This is a genomic window from Pseudomonas sp. P867 (assembly GCF_019891455.1).
In the GTDB taxonomy this organism is placed as follows: domain Bacteria; phylum Pseudomonadota; class Gammaproteobacteria; order Pseudomonadales; family Pseudomonadaceae; genus Aquipseudomonas; species Aquipseudomonas synxantha_A.
In genome coordinates, this window is record NZ_JAFLXB010000021.1 from 40,552 (window position 1) to 63,419 (window position 22,868).

23 protein-coding genes and 1 pseudogene are annotated in these 22,868 nt (G+C 59.7%); 3 read left to right on the forward strand and 21 right to left on the reverse strand.

Annotated features, from left to right (window positions below; all coding sequences use genetic code 11):
* Nucleotides 1-31: 31 nt before the first annotated feature.
* From J1G33_RS26590 to J1G33_RS26600, 3 genes are all read right to left on the reverse strand, one after another.
* Nucleotides 32-1,216: a sugar transporter gene (locus J1G33_RS26590; RefSeq protein WP_032880736.1), complete on the reverse strand. Its 1,185-nt coding sequence runs from the start codon at nucleotides 1,214-1,216 to the stop codon at nucleotides 32-34.
* Nucleotides 1,217-1,328: 112 nt separating this feature from the next.
* Nucleotides 1,329-1,691 carry a type 1 fimbrial protein gene (locus J1G33_RS26595; protein WP_032880735.1) on the reverse strand — a complete coding sequence of 121 codons (363 nt, stop codon included), beginning with the start codon at nucleotides 1,689-1,691 and terminating at the stop codon, nucleotides 1,329-1,331.
* 86 nt (nucleotides 1,692-1,777) lie between these two features.
* Entirely contained in the window at nucleotides 1,778-2,776 is a 999-nt protein-coding gene (locus tag J1G33_RS26600) for a bile acid:sodium symporter family protein (protein WP_148853876.1), read from the reverse strand.
* 85 nt (nucleotides 2,777-2,861) lie between these two features.
* Between J1G33_RS26600 and J1G33_RS26605 the strand changes: the two genes are divergently transcribed.
* Entirely contained in the window at nucleotides 2,862-3,650 is a 789-nt protein-coding gene (locus J1G33_RS26605; protein ID WP_032880733.1) for a helix-turn-helix transcriptional regulator, read from the forward strand.
* Between the two features lie 92 nt (nucleotides 3,651-3,742).
* Nucleotides 3,743-4,174, forward strand: a complete 432-nt coding sequence (locus J1G33_RS26610) for a hypothetical protein (RefSeq protein ID WP_223019092.1) — start codon at nucleotides 3,743-3,745, stop codon at nucleotides 4,172-4,174.
* A 29-nt stretch (nucleotides 4,175-4,203) separates the two neighbouring features.
* Here the strand turns inward: J1G33_RS26610 and J1G33_RS26615 are convergent, their stop codons facing one another.
* The 11 genes from J1G33_RS26615 to J1G33_RS26665 all read right to left on the reverse strand — a co-directional run bounded on the left by J1G33_RS26615 (nucleotide 4,204) and on the right by J1G33_RS26665 (nucleotide 14,393).
* A complete protein-coding gene (locus J1G33_RS26615) occupies nucleotides 4,204-5,322 on the reverse strand; it encodes a carboxylate-amine ligase (protein WP_223019093.1) in 1,119 nt (372 codons plus the stop codon).
* 6 nt (nucleotides 5,323-5,328) lie between these two features.
* Nucleotides 5,329-6,273: a class I SAM-dependent methyltransferase gene (locus tag J1G33_RS26620; protein WP_223019094.1), complete on the reverse strand. Its 945-nt coding sequence runs from the start codon at nucleotides 6,271-6,273 to the stop codon at nucleotides 5,329-5,331.
* 11 nt (nucleotides 6,274-6,284) lie between these two features.
* On the reverse strand, nucleotides 6,285-7,664 hold the full coding sequence (locus J1G33_RS26625) for an iron-containing redox enzyme family protein (protein ID WP_223019095.1): 1,380 nt from the start codon (nucleotides 7,662-7,664) through the stop codon (nucleotides 6,285-6,287).
* Between the two features lie 186 nt (nucleotides 7,665-7,850).
* Nucleotides 7,851-8,126 (reverse strand): type II toxin-antitoxin system RelE/ParE family toxin, encoded by a 276-nt coding sequence (locus J1G33_RS26630; RefSeq protein ID WP_223019096.1) that lies wholly within the window; start codon nucleotides 8,124-8,126, stop codon nucleotides 7,851-7,853.
* Nucleotides 8,126-8,320: a hypothetical protein gene (locus J1G33_RS26635; protein WP_032880727.1), complete on the reverse strand. Its 195-nt coding sequence runs from the start codon at nucleotides 8,318-8,320 to the stop codon at nucleotides 8,126-8,128. The genes J1G33_RS26630 and J1G33_RS26635 overlap by 1 nt, the downstream gene beginning before the upstream one ends.
* 148 nt (nucleotides 8,321-8,468) lie before the next feature.
* Complete coding sequence (locus J1G33_RS26640) at nucleotides 8,469-10,211, reverse strand: ABC transporter substrate-binding protein (protein ID WP_003192009.1); 1,743 nt, start codon at nucleotides 10,209-10,211, stop codon at nucleotides 8,469-8,471.
* 32 nt (nucleotides 10,212-10,243) lie between these two features.
* Nucleotides 10,244-10,516 (reverse strand): DUF2160 domain-containing protein, encoded by a 273-nt coding sequence (locus tag J1G33_RS26645; protein ID WP_122734058.1) that lies wholly within the window; start codon nucleotides 10,514-10,516, stop codon nucleotides 10,244-10,246.
* Nucleotides 10,517-10,527: 11 nt separating this feature from the next.
* Entirely contained in the window at nucleotides 10,528-11,328 is an 801-nt protein-coding gene (locus J1G33_RS26650; RefSeq protein ID WP_223019097.1) for a carbohydrate ABC transporter permease, read from the reverse strand.
* A gap of 10 nt (nucleotides 11,329-11,338) precedes the next feature.
* A complete protein-coding gene (locus J1G33_RS26655) occupies nucleotides 11,339-12,205 on the reverse strand; it encodes a sugar ABC transporter permease (RefSeq protein WP_223019098.1) in 867 nt (288 codons plus the stop codon).
* Complete coding sequence (locus tag J1G33_RS26660; protein WP_148853871.1) at nucleotides 12,202-13,299, reverse strand: ABC transporter ATP-binding protein; 1,098 nt, start codon at nucleotides 13,297-13,299, stop codon at nucleotides 12,202-12,204. Before J1G33_RS26660 ends, J1G33_RS26655 begins: the two co-directional genes overlap by 4 nt.
* Entirely contained in the window at nucleotides 13,299-14,393 is a 1,095-nt protein-coding gene (locus J1G33_RS26665) for an ABC transporter ATP-binding protein (RefSeq protein ID WP_032880725.1), read from the reverse strand. The genes J1G33_RS26660 and J1G33_RS26665 overlap by 1 nt, the downstream gene beginning before the upstream one ends.
* A gap of 372 nt (nucleotides 14,394-14,765) precedes the next feature.
* Here J1G33_RS26665 and J1G33_RS26670 point away from each other — a divergent pair, with 372 nt between their 5' ends.
* Nucleotides 14,766-16,580 (forward strand): sigma-54-dependent Fis family transcriptional regulator, encoded by a 1,815-nt coding sequence (locus tag J1G33_RS26670; RefSeq protein WP_005789029.1) that lies wholly within the window; start codon nucleotides 14,766-14,768, stop codon nucleotides 16,578-16,580.
* Between the two features lies 1 nt (nucleotide 16,581).
* Here J1G33_RS26670 and J1G33_RS26675 read toward each other — a convergent pair whose 3' ends face one another.
* The 7 genes and pseudogenes from J1G33_RS26675 to J1G33_RS26705 all read right to left on the reverse strand — a co-directional run bounded on the left by J1G33_RS26675 (nucleotide 16,582) and on the right by J1G33_RS26705 (nucleotide 22,660).
* Entirely contained in the window at nucleotides 16,582-18,699 is a 2,118-nt protein-coding gene (locus J1G33_RS26675; protein WP_223019099.1) for a TonB-dependent receptor, read from the reverse strand.
* Between the two features lie 135 nt (nucleotides 18,700-18,834).
* Complete coding sequence (locus tag J1G33_RS26680; protein ID WP_148853868.1) at nucleotides 18,835-19,104, reverse strand: hypothetical protein; 270 nt, start codon at nucleotides 19,102-19,104, stop codon at nucleotides 18,835-18,837.
* Between the two features lie 132 nt (nucleotides 19,105-19,236).
* Entirely contained in the window at nucleotides 19,237-19,977 is a 741-nt protein-coding gene (locus J1G33_RS26685) for a hypothetical protein (RefSeq protein WP_005789034.1), read from the reverse strand.
* A 152-nt stretch (nucleotides 19,978-20,129) separates the two neighbouring features.
* Complete coding sequence (locus tag J1G33_RS26690; protein ID WP_032880721.1) at nucleotides 20,130-20,447, reverse strand: hypothetical protein; 318 nt, start codon at nucleotides 20,445-20,447, stop codon at nucleotides 20,130-20,132.
* Nucleotides 20,448-21,178: 731 nt separating this feature from the next.
* Nucleotides 21,179-21,469 carry a hypothetical protein gene (locus tag J1G33_RS26700; protein WP_236648079.1) on the reverse strand — a complete coding sequence of 97 codons (291 nt, stop codon included), beginning with the start codon at nucleotides 21,467-21,469 and terminating at the stop codon, nucleotides 21,179-21,181.
* A 145-nt stretch (nucleotides 21,470-21,614) separates the two neighbouring features.
* Nucleotides 21,615-21,722, reverse strand: a pseudogene (locus tag J1G33_RS28015) (VOC family protein); the annotation flags it as partial.
* Nucleotides 21,723-22,348: 626 nt separating this feature from the next.
* Complete coding sequence (locus J1G33_RS26705) at nucleotides 22,349-22,660, reverse strand: hypothetical protein (RefSeq protein WP_223019101.1); 312 nt, start codon at nucleotides 22,658-22,660, stop codon at nucleotides 22,349-22,351.
* Nucleotides 22,661-22,868: the final 208 nt, after the last annotated feature.

Below are 22,868 nucleotides of genomic sequence, written 5' to 3' on the forward strand. Positions count from 1 at the left end.
ATGAGGAATGCCTGGCTACACTTGAATCCCACTATTGCGTCACCACACCCGTCCCAAACCGCCGAATCGCCAGGCAATATCCCACCAACGCCAGCGCCGCCAGCAACCCGCCCGCCGCGCCGATCCAGGCGAAGCCGAAGTGGCTGCCGACCCAACTGCCCATCAACGCGCCACCGCCGATGCCGATGTTGTAGATACCGGAGAACATCGCCATGGCCACGTCGGTGGCATCCGGTGCAAGCACCAGCACTTTGGACTGCATGGCCAGGCCAAAGCCCATGATCGCCATGCCCCAGAAAATGCTCAACACCACCAGGTAGGATTCAGCACCGCTCAACGGCAGCATCAGCGCCAGGCACGCGGCGAGGATGAACACTGCGCCGATCACGAACAGGTGCGGGTTGAAGCGGTGCACCAGGCTGAACAACAACGAGCCGATAATGCCGGCACCACCAAACACCAAGAGAATCAACGTCACCGCACTGCCACCCAGCCCGGCGACGCCTTCGACGAAGGGTTCGATGTAGCTGTAAGCGGTAAATTGCGCGGTGACGGTCATCGCGGTCAGCACATAGAGCGCCACCAGTGCCGGGCGCTTGAACAGCAGCGGCAGGCTACGCAGGGAGCCGGAGTTCTGGCTCGGCAACAGCGGCAAGGTGCGCGCCAGCCAGAACACCAGGGCGGCGGCGAACGCGGCGATCACCAGAAACGTGGTACGCCAGCCCATGGCCTCACCAAGCAGGCGTCCCAAGGGAATGCCGAGCACCATCGCCAGGGACGTGCCCGTGGCCAACAAACCAAGGGCCTGCACCTGCTTGCCCTCCGGCGCCAATCTTACGGCCAGCGAGGCGGTGATCGACCAGAACAGCGCGTGGGCCAAGGCAATGCCGACACGACTGACCATCAGCAAACCGAAGCTGGTGGCCACGCTAGAGAGAATATGGCTGGCGATAAACAGACCGAACAGTACGATCAGCAGCTTGCGCCGTTCGACGTTGCGGGTCAGCAGCATCACCGGCAGCGAGGTCAGGGACACGATCCACGCATAGATGGTGAGCATCAGACCGACGCTGGCCACGGGCATGTCGAAGCTGGCGCCAATGGCGCTGAGCAACCCGACAGGCACGAATTCGGTGGTATTGAACACAAACGCGGCCAGCGCGAGGGCGATGACCGGTTGCCAATTGGCTTGGGGGGTTGCGGCTGAAAGGCTCATTGACGGGCGGGGTACTCTGGCGATGATCAAGCGGCCACCCAGGACAAGCGCCGCCGCCGAGCATTCTATAGGTTTCTCGCACGGCTGTTGATGCGGATCGTCGCCCGATGGCTTATGGCGACGTCATGGTAATGATGTAGTTGCCGGACTGAATGGGCTTGCCGGCGGCGTCTACCAGCAGATAGCGCTGGTCGTAATAGCGCCCCTCGCCGCTGTCTGCCACCAGCCGCACGTGGGCCGCGTTGACGCTGGCCACCGGCGCCACATTGCGCACCTCGAAGCGGCTACCGCGACTCACTCTGGCACAGCCGCGCAGTTCCATCACCGACCCGCTGCGCGCATTTGTCGCACACCCCGGCTCGACGATGGCGCCAGTGAACCTGATGGTGCCCTGCCCCACCGTCTGCGCCGCGCCGCAGGTGCTTGCCCATAGGCAAAGAAGGCCTGTCACTACCGCAAATCGACGAACGTTCATGCCGAGACTCCTTCTTGGGTTAGTAAGAAGTTAGTCGTCGGCGCAGCGGTTAACTTGAGCTTATTTGTCTGGGAATGAGAGGTGCATCACGGATCCACCTGCCCCATCAACTCGGGGATGGTTTCCGGGCGCTGGGCATAACGCTGAGCCAGCGCCGCGCACACCATCAGCTGGATCTGGTGAAACAGCATCAACGGTAAAATCAGCACGCCCATGCTCGCCCCGGCGAACAGCACCTGGGCCATAGGGACGCCGGTGGCCAGGCTTTTCTTCGAGCCGCAGAACAGGATGGTGATGCGGTCTTCCTGGCTGAAACCGAATGCCTTGCCCAACAACGTGGACGCTACCAGCACCAACGCGAGCAATACGCAGCAGGCAACTACCAGACCGCCCAGTTGCCACAGAGGGATCTGGTGCCAGATGCCCTCATTGACCGCTTCGCTGAATGCGCCATAGACCACCAGCAGGATCGAGCCCTGGTCGACAAATTTCAGCCAGGATTTGTTGCGCCCGACCCAGTCGCCGATCCAGCGGCGGGCGATTTGCCCGGCAATGAATGGCAGCAGCAACTGCACGCTGATCTTCAGGATCGCGTCGACGGTGGAGCCGCCATCGCCGTGTACGTTCAGCAGCAGCGCCACCAGCAGCGGGGTCAGGAAGATACCGAACAGGCTGGAAGCCGCCGCACTGCAAATCGCCGCCGGGATATTGCCGCGGGCCAGGGACGTGAAGGCAATCGCTGATTGCACAGTGGCCGGCAACGCGCACAGATAGAGCATGCCCATGTACAGCTCAGTGCCGATCAGCGGCGACAGCACCGGCTTGAGCGCCAGGCCCAGCAACGGGAACAGCACAAAGGTCAGGCTGAACACCAACAGATGCAGGCGCCAGTGGCCGGCGCCGGCGACGATGGCCTGGCGCGACAGCTTGGCGCCGTGCAGGAAAAACAGCAGCGCGATGGCCAGGTTGGTCACCCAGCCGAAGGCCACGGCGGTCTGGCCGCTGGCCGGCAGCAGGGAGGCAAGGATCACTGTGGCGATCAGGGTCAGGGTGAAGTTGTCGGGCAGAAAGCGCGGGCGGGTCATAAGCAAATCTTCCAGGGGTTGCCAAGAGCGTCCCGGCGACTCTAACGTAACGATCCTTTACCGACTAACGCCAATGAGCCAGTAAATGCCGCCAAAAGGACATGAAAAAACCGTGCGGCGCAGTGTGCCCGGGCTTTCCAGCCTGCCACGGCCGGTGTATGGGCGTACCGAGTCCTTGCCCAATCGGGCGCTGACAAGACGGCACAGCCACCCGTGGGTGCAGTTGTCCTACGCGATTTCCGGGGTGCTGGAGATCCACACCAGCGTCGGCCGTTTCGTCGCGCCCCCGCAGCGCGCCGTCTGGATTCCGGCAGGCATGCCCCATCGGGTGTTCAGTTCGCCCCATACCGAAATGCGCAGCTTGTACCTCGATTGCAGCGTCACCGCCTGGGCGGCCGAACGGTGTCAGGTGCTGGAAGTGAGCAGTTTGTTGCGCGAGTTGATCCGTAATTTCAGCCAGGTGCCGGTGGAATATGCTGAAGATGGGCCGGATGGGCGCCTGGCCCAGGTGCTGCTCGACCAACTTGCAGCCGCCCCCCAGGTGGATTTGATGTTGCCGCTACCCCATGACCCGCGGCTGCGGCAGATTTACCGCAGCTTGAACCTGCACCCCGAGCAGCAGACCACCCTGGGGGATTGGAGCCCCAGGCTGGGCGTCAGCGAAAAGACCCTCAGCCGCTTGTTCCTCAAGGACACTGGGCTGACGTTCCGCGCGTGGCGCCAGCGCCTGCGCCTGTTGAGCGCCCTGCCCGCCCTGGAACAAGGCGAGCGGGTGACGGATGTGGCATTGGGGTGTGGCTATGAATCGACCTCAGCGTTTATCAATGCATTTCGTCAGCAGTTCGATTCCACCCCCGGTGAGTTCTTCCGCTGACCCTCCCACGACGCAAATAATCCCCAAACCCACGCTCGGCTGGTATTGTGCCGCGCTTTGAAACACAGCAACCGACTGCGAGGAAATGGACGTTGAACACTGACGAAAAAATGACCGGGGACCTGTTCGAGGTCGATAAGCGCCTGTCACTCAAGCCCGTGGTGGACTTCAACGCCTACCTGCGCAGCGCCTTCGGCGATGGCCCCTGCACGTGCGTGCGTTGCGCTGCCAGTGGCGGTGACGAAAGCGGCTATGAGTTCCAGCACACCTTCGCCTTCGACGCCAAGCCGGTGCATCGCCGTTTCGCTTCGACGGCGGGCAGCGATGTGTTGATGGCGTTGAAAAAGGCATGGCTGTCGTACACCAAGGCCGAGTTGCCGCTCAGTAGCGTGCTGGTGCTGGACACGGTCAAGGAGTTTGTCGAGCCGCAGTTGCACAAGCGCCTGGCGCCGTTGTTCGTGGCCAGTGGCTTGGTCAAGGATGTGGACGGCGAGTTGCGTATTCAGCCGCAAGCCATGGCCTGACACATCAAAAGGCGCCTGTGCGCAGCCCATCAATGGTCGCCGCGACTCTGAGCGAGCAGATGGTCGACCACGCTGCCCAGGCTGCCCACCTCATCGGCACCGTCGGCGCGGGCCTGGGCGTACCAACGTAACTGTTCGGTGGCACTGTTGCCGCGCCGCAGCAGCGCTTGCAGCGTATCGAACAGCCGCGGCTCGCCCATGGCCTCTGCGGTGGCACCGAACGTCTGGCGCGCGCGGTGCAACCACTGTTCGGCGCTGCCCATGGCGCCTGTGTCGTCCAACGCAAAGTGACCGCCCGCGCCGTAGCGTTTGGCCTGCCAGCGATTTTCCTTGAGCAGCCAGCGCGTTTGCGCACAGAACCCGGCGCCGGGTCGCTCAAGGCCGCAGGCATGGGTGACCATGACGCGAAACAGCGTGGCCAGGGCCAGGGCATCCGCCAACCGCGGGCAGGCGTCGGTCATGCGCAGTTCGAGGGTTGGGTAACGCGCCGCCGGGCGGATGCCCCACCAGCCGTTGCCATCGGCCTTGATTGCACCCATCCGATGCAGCAACGCGAGGTAGCGCAGGTATTCGTTCCAATCGGCGAAATGTTCCGGCACGCCCATGCGCGGCCATTCATCACAAGCGGCCTGGCGGTAGCTCATAAAGCCGCTGGGCGCGCCATCCCACAATGGCGAAGAGCAACTGAGCAGCAACAGCAGCGGCAGCCACGGTGACACCTGGTTCATCACGGCGATGCGGTCATGGGTGTGCGGCACCTGCACGTGCACATGCAGCCCGCACAACACGCTGCGCCGCGCTACGTATTGAATCTCGTCGAACAACTGCTGGAAATGGGCTTGGTCAGTAGGCTGCTGTTCGCGCCAGTCGGCCAACGGATGGCTGCCGGCACACACCACGCCGAGGTCAAATTCACCCAGGCGCTGCGCCAGATTGCGGCGCACTGTCGCCAGGTAATCCGCGGCTTCAGCGCTGGCACTGAATACCGGTGACGCAACCTCGATCTGGCCCTGGAACATTTCATACGCAAAGCCCGCGCCGATCGCCTCGCGACAGGCCGCCAGCACCGCTGCCGAAAGCTCGCCGAGCATCCGGCGAGTGTGCAGATCGGTGATGAAGTATTCCTCTTCGATGCCGAAAGTGAGCATCGGGGGTCAACGCAGTCGGGTGACGGTGAGCGCAACCACCGCGATGCGCTCCACACGTTCATAGCCAGGTTTTTCCAGCTCCTCGCCGAAGACATCAGGATCCAGTTCGCGGTAGGTCCAGCCGTAGGCATCACTGCCCAGCAACGGCTTGACCGCGTCAAGGAAAGGATCGCCACCCGCCACCATCGCCACTCCGGTATACAGCAACAGGCTGCCGCCCAGAGCCAGGCGTGCGAGGGACTCGCTGACGATGCGCACCGACAACTGCTCCCCCAACGCCCCGCCACCATGGCGATAGGCACGCTGGCGGTCATCATTCATGTACGGCGGGTTGGCGACGATCAGGTCGAACTGCCCTTCGACGCTGGCCAGCACGTCACTGTGGTACACGCTGACATTATTCAACCCGGCCAGCTCGGCGTTCACGGCGGTCAGGCGCAGGGCACGCGGGTTGATGTCCACCGCCAGCACCTGGGCGTCATGCCTGGCCCGGGCAACCACCAAGGCACCCACACCGGCGCCACAGCCAATGTCCACCGCACGCTTGAGCGGTTCGAAACGCTGCTGCAAATGGGCTTCGATCACCTGGGCAAAACGGTAGCTGTCGGGGCCGAAGAACACCGCATCCGCTTGTACCGTGGGATACGGCGAATGGGCGAACAGCAGATCGTCGAGGCTCGACCAACGCACCGTGCTGCGCCATAAGGCATCGTGCTTTTCGATCACATCGGCTTGCTGCAACTCTTCGCGAAACGCCTCGGGCAACAGGTCGTGGTCGAACGGCATCGACCAGCCGAATACGTCGCGCAGCGTCATCGCCAGCGGCGTCGCCAAACGCCGGTAGACGCGCTCATGGGTCAAGGGCGTCGGCGTAATGAAGCGGTAACCGCTTTCCTTCAACCCCCGGCCCAGGTTCAGCAAGGCACGATCAGCGAGTTGTTGGGCAGACATAGGCACATTCCTTAGCGCAAACGCGCACGCAGTTGGATAAAGCGGCGGGTGGCGTACAAGCCTGCGGGACTGCTGTGGCGCCGCGCTGACATCCATGGGATCAGCGCACTGAGCTGTTGCTCGTCGGGCAGGTTCCACAGTGAATCGGCCAGGGCCTGGGTGTCGGGGTCCGCCGGGCATTGCTGCTCGCGGGCAAGCCGACTGCCGCGCCCCGGTCGAACCGGCGGCACGCGCTGGCCGCTGGCCCAGTCACCGGCGATCCAGTCATGCAGCAGCTGTTTTTCCGCCGCGCTGAATACCCCGAACATCGCCGCGCCGGCCCCCTCGATCAACTGCCAGAAACGGCTGTCGGCGGGGTCCTGGTTGCGCTTGATCCAGCCCTTGTACTGCAAGGCGGTGAGGAAATCGCCGATCTGCCCCGGCTTGGCCAGCCATTGGTTGACGGTCTGGCCTTCGAAGCGGCAGTAGTCCGAGTGCATGTGCTGGCCGAAAGTGCGTTTGCGCTCAAGCATCGCGACCACTTCGTCGTGCAGGTTGAACTGCTGGATGACAGCCGTGGTACCCGGGCCAAGATCGTTGAGGCGATACCCAGCGGCGACGCGGCGGTAGAACGCGGCCCTGCCCTCGCCCAGCGGCAGCAGGCCCAACACCGATTGCGCGGCCTTGCTGGCGTGGCCGCTGCTGGCGTTATCGATGGTCACGTGGAGGGTGAAGTAATAGGGGTCGATGCCCAGTTCGCTGAGTTCGTAAGCGGTGATCAGCAGGTGCAGCGGCAACTGTTCGTAGCCCAGGTTGTAGCCGATGACTTCCGGCAGGAATTGGTCGGCGCACAGGCCCAGGGCCAGTTGCAGCGCACCTTGCAGGTAGTGCTCATCCTCAAGGCCGGCTTCGCTGTCGGCATCGTGGTCGCTGAGCAACTTGCGATAGATCACCACGTGATTCTGCGCGGCTTCACCGTCGCCCAATTCCTCCAGATAGGTAGTGAGCAAGCCGTCGAAGCGCTGGTCTTGCCAATAGTGCAGTAGGCCGTAGAGCCAGGCGCCATCCACCTGTTTGGTCGGTGCCACACGTTGCAGGACATACAACGCGTGGGCTTTGTTGTGAAAATAACGCCGTGGCCGGCCTTGCTGGCGCTGCTCAAGGTAGTCGGCATAGGCCTGGGCCACGACGGCGCAGCGCTGTTCGACCCAGGCCGCCAGGTGTTCGGGCGACTCAGGCAAGTCGCAGTCGGTTTCCTCTACCTGGGCCAATTGATCCTGCAGGTAGTCATGCGCCAGTTCGGCGGCGTCTGGCGTTTCGCCGTACAGCTGTCGATACACCCGTTGATGGCGGCCCTGGGCCGAGTCGGTGAGAGAGGCCGGCTGGCCCGACAGCGCTGTAAGGAGTGTCATGATGGCAGTTTCCGCAAAGTCCGTTACAACGGGCCTCCCACAAGGTGGCCCCGCAAGAGCGCTCAACTTCACGCGCTTCTAGAATGCAGAGCGTCGGGGCGTGTGGAAAATTCAAATGAGGTTATGAAGGGGGGGATAAGCGGTCGCAGTAAAGGCGCTCGCTGATGAAATACGAAGGCGGGAGGCTCAGGGATATTCTTGCCGGGCGTGCAATACGTTGACTATTTCGATCCGCTCAGCAGTCACGCTATACACCAGCACATAATTGGGATGTACAACCACCTCACGAGTACCTGGGACCCGGCCGCACGGATACAGATAGGGGTGCTCAGCCAATGGTAGAGGCGCGCCTTCCAGGCGGGTCTTGATGCGTCGTGCAGCGCCGGGGTTTTCTGCTGCGATAAAAGTCACGATATCAATCAGGTCGCCGATGGCTTCGTCAAGCCAAACAACGGCCAACATCAAGCCTTGGCCCGCTGCTCAAGCTCTGCTTGCAGAATAATCGCCTCAACTCGTGCCATGACCTCGTCATGAGGTACACCGGGGCCGGGGTTGGCCAAGCTTTTTTCGACTTTTTTACGAAACCAGAGATCATGACTACTCGCCTGCTCTTCGGTTTCAAACTCGGAAACAATTGGGGAAAGTGGAACACCCATCAGATAACCTCCTGTATGAATGCTCAGCAGTTTAGTCGTAACCTGGCAGGCTGTCTCGAACCACCGGATGAAATGCAGGGTGTCGCACTTCAAGCTTCAAACAAAACGGCACGTAAACGTGCCGTTGCGTCGTACTCACTCAGCGCTGTTACTTGCGCGCCGCCTCCCACTGTTTAAGCAGATCGTTGTAGTTCACGGTTTCACCCTTGGGCTTCTCGTTTGCCAGTTTCGGCTTCGGCGCGCCCGGCTGGTCGAACCAGTATTGCGCGTCACGCTCGGGGTTCATTTTCGGGCCGCACACCGGTTGCACCTTGGAGCGTTCCAGGCGCGTCATGATCGCGTCCTGCTCCTTGGCCAGATTGTCCAGCGCCTGTTGCGGGGTTTTCTCGCCGCTGGCGGCGGCGGCGATGTTGCTCCACCACAATTGCGCCAGGCGTGGGTAGTCCGGCACGTTGGTGCCGGTTGGCGACCACTCGGTGCGCGCCGGGCTGCGGTAGAACTCCACCAGGCCACCGAGCTTGGGCGCCATGTCGGTCATGGCTTGGGAGTTGATATCAGACTCCCGAATCGGCGTCAGGCCAACGATAGTCTTCTTCAGCGACACGGTTTTGGAGGTGACGAACTGCGCGTAGAGCCAGGCCGCGAGTTTCTGTTTCTCAGGCGTGGACTTGAGGAAGGTCCAGGAGCCTACGTCCTGATAGCCCTTCTTCATGCCCTTTTCCCAGTACGGCCCGACCGGCGACGGCGCCATGCGCCATTTCGGCGTACCGTCGGCATTCACCACCGGCAAGCCCGGCTTGACCATGTCGGCGGTAAACGCGGTGTACCAGAAGATCTGCTGGGCAATGTTGCCCTGGGACGGCACCGGGCCGGATTCGGAGAAGGTCATGCCCGCCGCTTCCGGCGGCGCGTAGGCTTTCATCCAATCCACATATTTTTGTGTGGCGAACACCGCCGCCGGGCCGTTGGTGTCGCCGCCGCGGGTCACGCTGGAACCCACCGGGTGGCAGTCCTCCACACGAATGCCCCACTCGTCCACCGGCAAGCCGTTGGGCAAGCCCTTGTCACCGCCGCCGGCCATGGAGAACCACGCATCGGTAAAGCGCCAGCCCAGGGACGGGTCTTTCTTGCCGTAGTCCATGTGCCCGTAGATGCGCTTGCCGTCGATTTCCTTGACGTCTTCGCTGAAGAATTTGGCGATGTCTTCATAGGCCGACCAGTTCACCGGTACGCCGAGGTCGTAGCCGTATTTTTCCTTGAACTTGGCTTTCAGCTCCGGGCGTTCGAACCAGTCGGCGCGGAACCAGTAGAGGTTGGCGAACTGCTGGTCGGGCAGCTGATAGATCTTGCCGTCCGGCGCGGTGGTGAAGGACAGGCCGATAAAGTCCTTGAGGTCCAGGGTTGGCGAGGTGAAGTCCTTGCCTTCGTTGGCCATCAGGTCGGTGATGGACTCGGTCTTGCCGTAGCGAAAGTGCGTACCGATCAGGTCCGAGTCATTGACCCAGCCGTCATAGATATTCTTGTCGGACTGCATCTGGGTTTGCAGCTTCTCCACCACGTCGCCTTCCTGCAGCAGGTCGTGGGTCAGCTTGATCCCGGTAATTTCACTGAACGCCTTGGCCAGTACCTTGGATTCATACTCGTGGGTGGTGAGGGTTTCCGACACCACGTTGATCTTCATCCCACGGAAGGGCTCCGACGCCTTGATAAACCACTTCAACTCCTCAAGCTGTTGGGCTTCGGTGAGGGTCGAGGGCTTGAACTCGCTGCCGATCCATTTTTTCGCGGCATCTTCATACGCATCGGCCCAGGCCGAAGCGCTCAAACCGCTGAGGGCCAGTACGGCGGCCAATGAAATGCTATGTCGCAGCTTATTGTTTTTATTCAACATAGAGACCTCCTGGTTGTTTATTCATAAGGGCATTAGCCCCAACGCATCACACTCAACAGCCATAACAGGGAGAGCGCGGACGCCACCCAGATGCTCCAGTCGGTAACGCCGATGACCAGCAAATGCAGGTAGGCGCTGCCGAGAAGACCGATAAACAAGCGATCACCACGGGTGGTGCTGATCGGTAGAAAACCGCGCCGAGGAATGCTCGGCGAACGCAGTTCCCAAGTGGTCATACCCGCCAGAATCAGGGCGATGCCGCCAAAGAACAGCGCAGTGGGGGTGGTCCAGGCCATCCATTCCATCATCGATTCCTCTAGACCCGGCCCAGGGCAAAGCCCTTGGCCACGTGGTTGCGAACAAACCAGATCACCAACATGCCCGGGAGGATAGTCAATACCCCCGCTGCCGCCAGTACGCCCCAATCAATACCCGACGCAGAGACCGTGCGGGTCATTACCGCCGCGATGGGCTTGGCGTTGACCGAAGTCAGCGTGCGCGCCAGCAGCAGTTCGACCCAGGAAAACATAAAGCAGAAAAACGCCGTGACGCCGATGCCGGAGCCGATCAACGGAATAAAGATCTTCACGAAGAACTTGGGAAAACTATAGCCATCGATGTAGGCGGTTTCGTCGATTTCCTTGGGCACGCCGGACATGAAGCCTTCAAGGATCCACACCGCCAACGGCACGTTGAACAGGCAGTGAGCCAGGGCCACGGCGATGTGCGTATCGAACAGGCCGATGGAGGAATACAGCTGGAAAAACGGCAGCAGAAACACCGCCGGCGGCGCCATGCGGTTGGTCAGCAGCCAGAAGAATAGGTGCTTGTCACCCAGGAAGCGGTAACGCGAGAACGCATAGGCTGCCGGCAGCGCCACGCTCAGAGAGATCACCGTGTTCAGGCTCACGTAGTACAGCGAGTTGAGATAGCCGGTGTACCAGCTCGGGTCGGTGAAGATCACTTTGTAGTTGGCCAGGGTGAGATCCTGGGGAAACAGGGTCAGGCCGCCGAGGATTTCGGTGTTGCTCTTGAACGACATGTTCAACAGCCAGTAGATCGGCACCAGCAGGAACAGGATATAAATCAGTAACGGAATAAGCTTGCGCTTGCTCATGTTGGCGGCCTCAGCGGTTGGCGTCGGAATGTGTCATGGCGGTATAGAACAGCCAGGACACCAACAGGATGATCAGGAAATACACCAGCGAAAACGCCGCTGCCGGGCCCAGGTCGAATTGGCCTACGGCCATCTGGGTGAGCGTCTGACTCAAGAAGGTGGTGGCGTTCCCCGGCCCGCCCCCCGTGAGTACGAAAGGCTCGGTGTAGATCATGAAACTATCCATGAAGCGCAGCATCACCGCGATCAACAGCACGCTTTTCATCTTCGGCAACTGGATATGTCGGAACACTGCCCAGGCCGATGCACGATCAATCCGCGCGGCCTGGTAGTAGACATCCGGAATGGCCCTTAAACCCGAGTAGCACAGCAGCGCCACCAACGAGGTCCAGTGCCACACATCCATCACCAGCACGGTGACCCAGGCGTCCATGGTGTTGGCCGCATAGTTGTAGCTGATGCCCATGGCGTTGAGGGTCGAACCCAGCAGGCCGATGTCGGCACGGCCAAAGATCTGCCAGATGGTGCCGACCACGTTCCATGGAATCAGCAGCGGAATGGCGAGGATAATCAGCACCAGTGATGACAAGCGTCCTTTGGTCGGCATGGTCAAGGCGATGGCGATGCCCAGCGGGATTTCAATCAGCAGCACGCAGGCCGAGTAGATGAACTGGCGCAGCAACGAGTCGTGCAGGCGCGGATCGAGCAGCACCTGCTTGTACCAATCGGCCCCGACGAAGTAGCGGCTGGACTGGTCGAAAATATCCTGCACCGAGTAATTGACCACGGTCATCATCGGGATCACCGCACTGAACGCCACCAGCAGGAACACCGGCAACACCAGCCACCAGGCCTTGTTGTTCTGCACCTTGTTCATGGCGCCACCTCCAGCAGGTAATCGTCGGCATAAAGCATCAGCCATTGCGCGGGGAAGCTGATGGACGCCCTGCCCTCCGGCACCGGTTTGTCTTCGGCCAGGCGCACTTTGAGCGTGGCGCCGTCGAGGTTGAGGGTCATGATCTTGTAGGTGCCCAAGTCCTCCACATGCGTGACGTCGGCTTGCAGGGCGTCAGGGTTGTGGTCATCCCATACATGGATAAATTCCGGGCGGATGCCAACCTGGAGTTTTTTGCAGTCGGTCGCATGGATACGTTGCTGCAACGCGTCGGACAACGGCAGCAGTGTGTTGGCAAAGCCTACGCCGCCAGGCTTGGCCTGCACTTCGATCAGATTCATCCCAGGGCTGCCGATGAAATAGCCGACAAAGGTGTGGCTCGGCCGCTCGAACAACTCACGCGGTGTGCCGAACTGCACGATCTGCCCGCCGTACATCACCGCGATCTTGTCGGCGAAGGTGGAGGCTTCCAGTTGGTCGTGGGTGACGTAGACCATGGTGATATTGAACTGCTCATGGATCTGCTTGAGCTTGCGCCGCAGTTTCCATTTCAGGTGCGGGTCGATCACCGTCAGCGGCTCGTCGAACAGGATCGCCGACACGTCATCGCGCACCAGACCACGGCCCATGGAGACTTTCTGCTTTTCGTCGGCGGTGAGGTTGCGGGCTTTTTTGCTCAGCAGGGTTTGCAGGTCCAGCACTTCGGCAATTTCCTGCACCTTGCTGTGGATTTTCGCCTCGGCCATGCCCTGGTTTCGCAGCGGGAAGGCCAGGTTGTCGAACACCGTCATGGTGTCGTACACCACCGGGAACTGGAATACCTGGGCGATATTGCGTTTCTCCGGAGTGAGGTCGTTGACCACCTGGGTATCGAACAGCACCTGGCCTTCAGAGGGGCTGAGCAGGCCGGAGATGATATTGAGCAACGTGGACTTGCCGCAGCCCGACGGCCCGAGCAACGCGTAGGCACCGCCCTGCTCCCACACATGGTTCATTTCCCGAATGGCGTAGTCGTCAGGCCCTTTTGGCGTGGGGCTATAGCTATGGGCCAGGTTACGCAAATGGATCTCGGCCATCAGGCAACCCTCGCAACACGGCGCCCGGGGGCCTGGACCAAACGGCCCTGGCCATCGAACACAAACAGTTTATGGGTGGGGATATACACGCGGATCGGCGCGTCCACATCGTACTCATGCACCCCCGGCAGGTGCAGCACCAGCAGGAAGTGCTCGCTGCGCACATGCAGGAAGGTTTCCGAGCCGCTGATCTCGGCGACTTCCACGGTCACCGCCAACTCCAGGTCATCGTCATTGCTCGGTACCAGGCTGATATGGCTGGGACGCACGCCGAAACGGAACTCGCCCTCGCCGATGGGGCGCAGGTCGACGTTGAGTGGGAAATGCACGAAATTGGCGAAGCTCACTTCGTTGCCGCTGATGCGCCCTGGCATCAGATTGATCGGCGGTTCGGAGAACAGCTCAGCGGCCAGCACGGTTTGCGGCTGGTGATAGACCTCGGCGGCCCTGCCGCTTTGGATCACCCGGCCTTCGTGAAGAATGGTGGTGGTGCCACCCAGGGCCAGAGCCTCGTTGGGTTCGGTGGTGGCGTAAATGGCGATGGTGTGGCGCGCCTTGAACAGTTCGCGCATTTCCTGACGCAGCTCTTCGCGCAGTTTGTAGTCCAGGTTCACCAGGGGCTCATCGAACAGAATCAGTTCGGCGTCTTTGACCAGGGCGCGGGCCATGGCGGTGCGCTGCTGCTGGCCACCGGACAGTTCCAGCGGGTGGCGTTGCAGGAACTTCTCGATGCGCAGCATCCTGGCGGTTTCCAGCACCTTGCTCTGGATCAGCTCGTTGGACACACCGGCCTGGCGCAACGGCGAGGCGATGTTCTCGAATACGGTCATGGTGGGATAGTTGATGAACTGCTGGTAGACCATCGACACATTGCGCAGGCGTACCGGCTTTTGCGTAACGTCTACGCCGTTCATCAGGATGCGGCCGCTGTCGGGCTTGTCCAGACCGGCCATCAGGCGCATCAGACTGGTTTTGCCGGACAGGGTGCGACCGAGCAAGACGTTGAAAGAGCCGGCTTCAAAACGCAGGTTGGCGTCGTCGATCCAGGTTTGGCCGTCGACAACGCGGGAGACATGTTCCAGGGTCAATGACATGACACGACCTTTTTATTATTGGAATGAATCTGGCCAGGTGTCAGAGCGAGTTTCGTGCCAAAACTGCAAGCGCTTGATGCGTAAGGGAATGGGTTAATGGTGATGTTCAGGAGTGAACAAAGTGGCTGAACAACTGAACACTTTCGGGGTTGACAATGAACAGTTCTGAACAACACTCTCATGACCAACACAAGATAAAAATGTGGGAGGGGGCTTGCTCCCGATAGCGGTGTATCAGTCAGCATCTTTTCACTGACATACCGCTATCGGGAGCAAGTCGAATCGTCGCACCGCCCCTCCCACACTTGAACCCATTTCAATGGTTGAATGTGCACATCCAATAACAATAACAATAAAAATGAAGGTCGCACCATGGCCGAACCACTGGCACACGACACCCTTATCCAGGAATCCTGGCGACGTTGCCGCGCCTTCGGCCTGGACCACCAGAGCACGCCAAGCTTTGATCAACTGCCCGCCGAAGGCATCAGTCAACTCCTGGAAAGCCAGCATTCACTGGTGCAGACCACGCACCAGGAAGTACTGCCCTACTATGAAAACATCCTCAGCAACTCCAACTGCCTGATCATGCTGGCTGACAATCAGGGCCAGGTCCTGACCTCGTGGGGCACCCAGCGGTTTATCGAACCCAAGCTGGCCCGTGGCTTCAGCCCCGGCGCCAGCTGGATGGAACGTGCCAGCGGAACCAATGCCATCGGCACCGCGCTGGCCTGCGCCCAGGCTGTGCATATCGAGCACGATGAACACTTCCTCAAGGCCAACCGTTTCATGACCGGTTCAGCGGCGCCTATCTTTGACGCCCAGCGCGAAATCATCGCGGTGCTGGATGTGTCCAGCGACAGCTACCTGCCGCCCTCCCATACCCTGGGCATGGTCAAGATGATGAGTCAGACCGTGGAAAACCGGCTGATCCTCAACCTGTTCCGTGGCGAACATTTCCAACTGACCTTCAACACCGGCTTGAGCAACCTCGACAGCCAGTGGGCCGGCCTGCTGATCTTTGATGAAAGCGGCCAGGTACTATCAGCCAATCGGCGTGCGGATAACCTGCTGGGCATCAGCCTGTCGCGGGTGATGATCGACAGTCTGTTCAAGGTGTCGCTGCTGGAGTTGCTCAACCAGCCCGAAGGGTTGCCCTTTGCGTTGCAGGCGGCTGGGCGCAACCGCTTCCAGTGCCTGTTGAAGCGACCCAGGCAGATGCCAGTGCAGGCCCGGGTGTTCAGCCAACCGCCGCCAGCGCCGACCTCGATCAACCTCAAGACCCTGCATTTTGGCGATGTACGCATGGAGAAAGCGGTGCGCCAGGCCGAACGCCTGCTGGAAAAGGACATTCCATTGCTGATTCACGGCGAGACTGGGGTGGGCAAAGAGGTGTTCGTCAAAGCCCTGCATCAGGCCAGCTCGCGCAGCCGACAGGCATTGATCGCTGTGAACTGTGCGGCGATTCCGGCTGAGCTGGTGGAATCGGAACTGTTCGGCTACGAAAAAGGCGCCTTCACCGGCGCCAATCAGAAAGGCAGCATCGGCCTGATTCGCAAGGCGGACAAGGGCACGCTGTTTCTCGACGAGATCGGTGATATGCCCTTGCCGACCCAGGCCCGCCTGTTGCGGGTGTTGCAGGAGCGCTGTGTGCAACCGGTGGGCAGCAGTGAGGTGTTCCCGGTGGATTTGCGCATCATCTCGGCGACCAACCGCGCACTGCGCGAGCTGGTGCAGGCCGGGCGCTTCCGCGAGGATTTGTACTACCGCATCGGTGGCCTGACCCTGGAGTTGCCGCCATTGCGCGAGCGCACCGACAAGCAAGCGTTATTCCAGCAACTGTGGCAGCAACATCGCGAGCCGAACCAGTGGGCCGGGCTGAGTGCCGAGGTGTTGGGCTTATTCGAGCAACATCCGTGGCCGGGCAATTTGCGTCAGGTGAGCAGCGTGTTACAGGTGGCGCTGGCGATGGCCGAGGAGCAGCCGATCCGCGCAGAACATCTGCCCGATGATTTTTTTACCGATTTGAAGCAAACGGCGCCGCTGCCCACCTGCGAGCGCCTGGATGAAAACCTTGACCTCAACCAACGCCTGCAAGCCGTGGGCGGCAATATTTCCCACCTTGCGCGGGAGTTGGGAGTGAGCCGCAACACCCTGTACAAGCGCCTGCGCCAGCACGAAGGTTGATTTAACGCCAGCTCCACGACACGCCGGTGTAGATACCCCGCCCATCGGCAGGGGTAGAACGTGCTGCGTCCACGCCTTTGTCGTCGTACCCCGGCGTAACGGTATTGGCATAGCGACGGTTGGTCAGGTTGCGCAGATCGACCCAGGCTTGCCAGTCTTGCTTGGGCGCGTCATAGCCGAACGTGGCGCCGAGGGTGGTGTAGGCCGCGGCGTAGTAAGAGTTGGCGTAGTCCACCGCTACCCGCGAGGCATGTTCGGTGTTGAGGCTGGTGTAGAAACCCGTCGGGTGGCTGTAGCGCACCTGCGCCTGATAGTAATGCTTGGGGATGCCGGGCAAGGTGTTGTCGCCGAAACGGTCATCGTCACGGTAGTGGAAGTCGCTGAAGGTATAGGCCTGGCGCAGGTCGAGCTTGCCGTTGCGGCCGCCGTCCCATAGCGGGCTGAGCAGGCTCAGTTCCACGCCCTGGTGCATGGTGGGGCTGGCGTTGGATTCGGCGATGATCGCGCTGCTGTTGGCAGTCTGGGCCTGGGTTTCCACGGAAAGCAGTTCGTGGCGTACTTCAGAGCGGTAGAGGGCCAGGTCCCACTGGCCGAGCCACGCTTCGCCGCGCCCGCCGATTTCCAGGGTGGTGGCGGTCTGATTGCGTAACTTCACACCTTCGCGCTGTAGCCCCGTAGCCGCGCCGCTGCCCGGACCGAAGTATTTGTTGGAACCCCAGATCATCGACCAGGCGTGCGGCGGTTCTACCGAGCGGCTCAGGTTGGCGTATACCTGCAATTGCGGGGTGAAGTCGTAACGCAGACCGATGCGCGGTGCGTAGTCCCAGTCATGTTGACTGAGCGGCGCCTGGCCATCGGGGTAAGTCACCTGGGTTTCGCGGCGGGTGTAGATCGCGGCAAGGCCGGTGGTGAGCCACAGATCCTCCAGCAGTTCCAGCTCATTGCCTACATGCAGCACGGTGTCGGAGCCCAGGTAGCTGTAATCGCGGGTCTTGGTGCCGGGGGAATAAATGGCGGTGTTGCCTGCAGGGATGCGGACATATTCCGACGCGCCGTTATTGGGCATCGCCTGGGTGGTACGCAGGCCGACGGTGGTTTTGCTGGCATGGCCGAACAGGCTGTCCTGACGGATGTAGTTCAGGGTGCCGCTGATATCGGTGTAGGCGACCTTGAGGCGGTTGGTGCCCTCGCGCAGATCCATCGGGTAGTCGTGATAGGCCAGCCCGACTTCCACTCGGGCGTTGTCGTCCAGTTGCAAGGTGGTCTTGTTGGCGATCCAGGTAGAGCCCGGTTGCAGGCGTTTTGAATCGCGGGCGGCGTTGAGGCTGTTGGCGGCACGCGGGTCATGGCTGATCTGGTAGCGCGTGAGCTTGCCGGGGGAATCGTTGGTGGTTTCGCGGTAGCGCAGGTAGAAGCGCGTTTCCAGGTCCGGGTTGAAGCGGTAGCCAAAGTTGGCGGCGATGCCCTTGCCGGTTCCCGCGCTTTGGTGCTGGTAGCCGTCGGACTCGGAATCGGTGAGGCTGATGTAGTAATCGGCATCCCCCAACACTTGGCCGGAACTGATCTCACGCTGAGCATAGCCGCGACTACCGACCTCATAGCGCACTTGCAGCTTGGGCGCGTCGTAGCCGGTGTGGGTCACGTAATTGACCGAACCACCCAGGGCCAACGCGCCCTGATCGAAGCCATTGGCGCCCCGCAGCACTTCCACGCGGCTTTGCCACAACGGGTCCTTGAGTTCATAAGGTGTACCGCCCGGGCCCGTGAGCGGCAGACCGTCGAACATTTCATACAGGCCGGAGGCATGGGCGCCCGGGCTGCGATTCAGGCCAGAACCGCGAATGGACAGCTTCACGCCTTCGTTATTCGCCGCCTTGGCGTACACCCCGGCCTGGTACTTGAACACATCCTCGTTACTGCTCACCCGCCCCTGTTGCACGCTACTCATATCGATGTAATTGCTGCCGCCGGGCACGCGCTGTAGCTGTGCCTGGGCAATTTCGCCGGCACTGGCTTCAGTGGTGGTGACTTCGACTGGCGCCAGTTGCAGGCCTTCGGCCTGTACCAGCGAGCTGAGAGTCAAGGCGGCAAAAAGAAAGGGCGGTTGGCGCAGCAGCATTGGGGCGGATCCTTGGAATTACGGAACGCGGCAGGCCAGGCCCACCACGCGAACAGTGATGGGAAGGCAGGCACGCCCGTCAGGTCACGCCTTATTGACGAACCATGGCGCTGGCAAAACAGTACCGGGCAGGTTTCAGCCCTCCGGCTCCGCCAATTCCCGCATCAGATCATCCGCATCGGAACCCGGCGCAAAGCGGAAACCGTACATTTCATCGGTAGCCAGAATCTCGTCCAGGGCATCAAGCAACTGGGCTTGCGAGGGTGAGTTGCGCAGCAGCGTGTGCGCCGGCAACAGCAACTCGGCAGAGACGCCCTGAGCAGTCGCGGCGTCGATGACCGCGAACAGGATAAACCGCAAACGTATTTCGCGATCCGTGGGCCAAACCGTTTTTCGTTTACCCAAGGGAGGGCCTCGTGTTTAAGAAAAATCCGAGGCTATTGCTCGCAGGCAAGCGTTTCAAGCAGCGAGAGGCAAGATAGGCACCTTCCTACAGCAGAAAGGGAAACACCCCACTGATTGTTCGATAGATGCGCCTCACTGCACCGGCAGGAAGTTCATCAGCAATAAACTTTGCGCGTAATTGAGGCCAATGCGTCGGTAACGCTCATCGAGGATTTGGGTAAGCAGGTCCAGGCGCGCAACGATCTTGCCAAACTCAACGGCAAAACTGAGGTTACTGCCCTCCTCCGATATTTCATTGGAGAACAACAGCAACACACCGTTGGCATCCTGGCGCTGGCTGAGCAGCCAGGTGGCCTTTTCGATATTGCGCGCCGCATTGCTGACAAACTGCGGGTTGATCGAGTCGGTCACATAAAACTGCGTACGCCCGCCGTGGGCGGTCACGAGCATACTGCCAATCGCGTAGATAAACGCGCCGACACGGTCGCCACGAAAGTCGGGGCTCAGGGAGTAGCTCAGGGCGGCCAGATCACGCCGGTCTCCCAGTGCGGGCAAGGGTTGACGGTTTTCGATGGCCTGGCGAATGACCCGGGCGGCGCTCACCGCATCCGGATAGCCCGACTGACGCCACTGGCTGGGATTGCGCAGGTAAAGCTTGCTCATCAGCAGGTAGAGGCTTTGCAGGTTGTCGCGCATCCCCAGGGTGGCCATGCGATCGACACTGGTCTGGAAGAACTCATCGGGCTTGCCATCGCTGAATTGCCTGGCGATATCGCGGCCTTGTTGCTGGCTGCAACCCACTGCGCAGAGCGCGAGCAGCGCAGCCAGCAACAGCGGCCATAGAGAGGTAAAAACAGTTGACGTTCGATCCATCGGCACCGGGTCTGATTCTGTGGGCCACGTGCGGGAGTCGAGTGGCCGGGACAGGGGTAGATCAGCAAAATGGAAAAAAGTGCAGCGGTGCGGGTCAGATAAGCATGGGACTACAGGCGCTGATCTGACCCGGCACTTGATGGCCGGATGCGCTAAAGCACTATCGTGGCAAGCATCCCCAAGGCGCCCAGGCAAAACCCGACCAACGCGCCGCGCCCAGGCGCTTCATGAAACAGCGACCAAACCACTACAGGCTCAAGCAGCAACAAGGACGTGACCGAGACCACGGTGACAATCCAGATATCACCCACCGCCTTGTACCCCAGCCAATAAGCGCCCAGCAGGCAAAGCCCGGCAAAACACATCACCACGACAGGCAGCACAAAGGTCGCCCAGGAGCCGCTGCCGGTGTGGGCCAGCCTGGCGGTTACCACCTCGCTGTAGATTGCACAAAACTCCCCGATCACCATCAACCCTAGAGCAAAAACTCCGAGTAGTTCTTTGGACATATCAAAAACTCCTTCGTATTCAGCGCAGTGTTTTTCAGCTCCCAGCCAGCGACGCTGACATCTAGGGAGGCGTTGGCTTGATACGAAATGCTTTTGAAAAGACCTGAATTATCGAAGTACTTGTCCACGCTCATATCCTTCAAAGGGGGTCGAGGCTCAGCGCCTCTTTGGTGAGTGCGAGCTGATCATAGAGGTACCGTGCCGCCATTCACAATGATCGAATGCCGATATTGAACGGTAAAAGCCGAGCCCCTCCCGGTTAGTGAGAGAAAAATTAAATAAGGATTTTCGCTGGAAAAATAAGAAAGGTCTTACATCTTTAGCGCTGATTTCATGCAATTAATCCCATATATTCAAGGAGCTAACCAGAAAGGATACCCATTGCTAGTTGTCACCAGAACACCCAATAAACGCCTATACATCGGCGACGAAATCCAAATCAAAGTGATCAAGGCTGAAGGCGACACTGTGTGTCTAGGAATCATTGCACCGAAACACATCTTGATTATTCGATCAGAACAAGACGAAAGAGCCTTGGATGACGCGCCTATACCTTCCGATGCACTGGAATAGGCAAGGTGCCCATGAGCATGATCGTAGTCATGGGCTGGTAATTGATGGCGAGTGCTGCCATGAGATTTTCTCTGGAAAAAAAGCCCGCCGAAACGAGCCTTGAGTAAATGGCGGATCGTTTAAAGACAGCTTTGCAGTGCCGCCAGTCTTTTGTTGGCGATCCAGTTGCCAACCACCACATAATATTTGGCCTCCGAGCCGGCCCCTTGAGGCTGAATATCGACGAAATATTGGGAGCCTTCTGTAAAGACCGTATATCCATTATCGCGTCCAGGCTGAAGCGTTGCGCCAGGAGTACCCCCGAAGATGGGCTGGTTTTGCCATTCGTAATGAACACATTTAGCCAGCGCTGCGTCGGACTTCTTCGAGGTCAAGACTTTGTATGGTCCCTCTTGGCGAGCCTCGTTCATCGTTGGCGCCATACACCCCGCTAGCATCGCCACCGCGGCGGCCACTATCAAAATCCGCATGTCATTCCCTTTTTAGTTTGGCGGGACTGTAGCACTGAGAGGGCTGGATGCAAAAAACCCAGCTCGGGACTGGACTGGCAAAGGTTTATGCCTGCGCACTCCAGACCGCCAACTCATAACCATCCGGGTCAATGAAGTGAAACCTTTTGCCTCCAGGAAAAGAGAGAATCTCCCGGCTTAATAGGCATCCAGCATGGATGGAGTACCAGTAAAGTGGGAGCGGCTCGGCGTGATCTGTGCGCCCTGGCTGCATGACTGATTGAGCAATTGCGTTGTCGAACTGTTTGAAGCAGCGACGATCTACCGACGTAGCGGTTTACCGTCGTTCCGAGGAGAGTATGAAGCCTACGCGCTGACCGCGGTAAGCAATAGGTTGCGGAAACCGCCAGAAATGATGCGGAAACGATCAGGCTTTAGAGCTTCTGCCTATCCAAAACCCGAAAACGCAAAAGCCCCGCAATCGCGAGGCTTTTGTGTAAATCTTGGCGGGAAACCAGGGATTCGAACCCTGGAGACGCTATTAACGTCCGCCGGTTTTCAAGACCGCTATGCAAATTCAAGCGGGCCAATGCCCTAAAAGCCGTTGGCGTTCCATTACTCATGGCAACCGGTCAGGCTACAGACCGCATTCTGCAGGGGGTGCGTTTTGAGTTTGGGAACCGTTTTTGTACTCCCGAGCATCCTGTCGAATGAAGGTAAGCCACTGAATTGCCCAAAGAATTATGAAATACATTGTGACTGCTTTCGGCCAGTTCCGGTCTTTTGCGACCGGCTACAATCGACCCAGAGCTGCCTCTCAGAGAGCTAAAGCTGAGGTTGTCACTCGTCAAACAGAGTCCAGCCATGGCAAATGCCGTCAAAGTCTTTTGCCGTAAAAAATAATACAAGTTCCTCGGGGTCAAATTTTGTGTACAGCCAGTGCCCAGGAACAGGGCCTCTCGTTATCACGTATTCCAAGCGGTACTTTTGAACGGCTGCAGAACTGAGAGAAGCTGAATTCAACTCAAATCTGTCACCTTGATTGAGCGCCCATAGTTTTCCAACAAGGCTGTCATCACGTACCACCTCTTCAGCTGTCTCCATCAGATGCCGTGTATGCAGTTTTTTTTGAAGCCTAACGCTTCTGGCCATGGATCAACCTACCAATAAACAGTCCGAAGATCGGCATGATAATACTGGAACGCGGAGATGACCGCTCTGGGGCTATTTCAGCCGGTTCCGACAGGCAGCTATTGGCCGATTCTGTTGAAAAAGTAGCTCCCCTGACTGGCCTCCGGCAAAATCTCTTCATTGGCCGGAGGGGGATCACACAGCATGATGGGACAGTTATCGAGTGGGC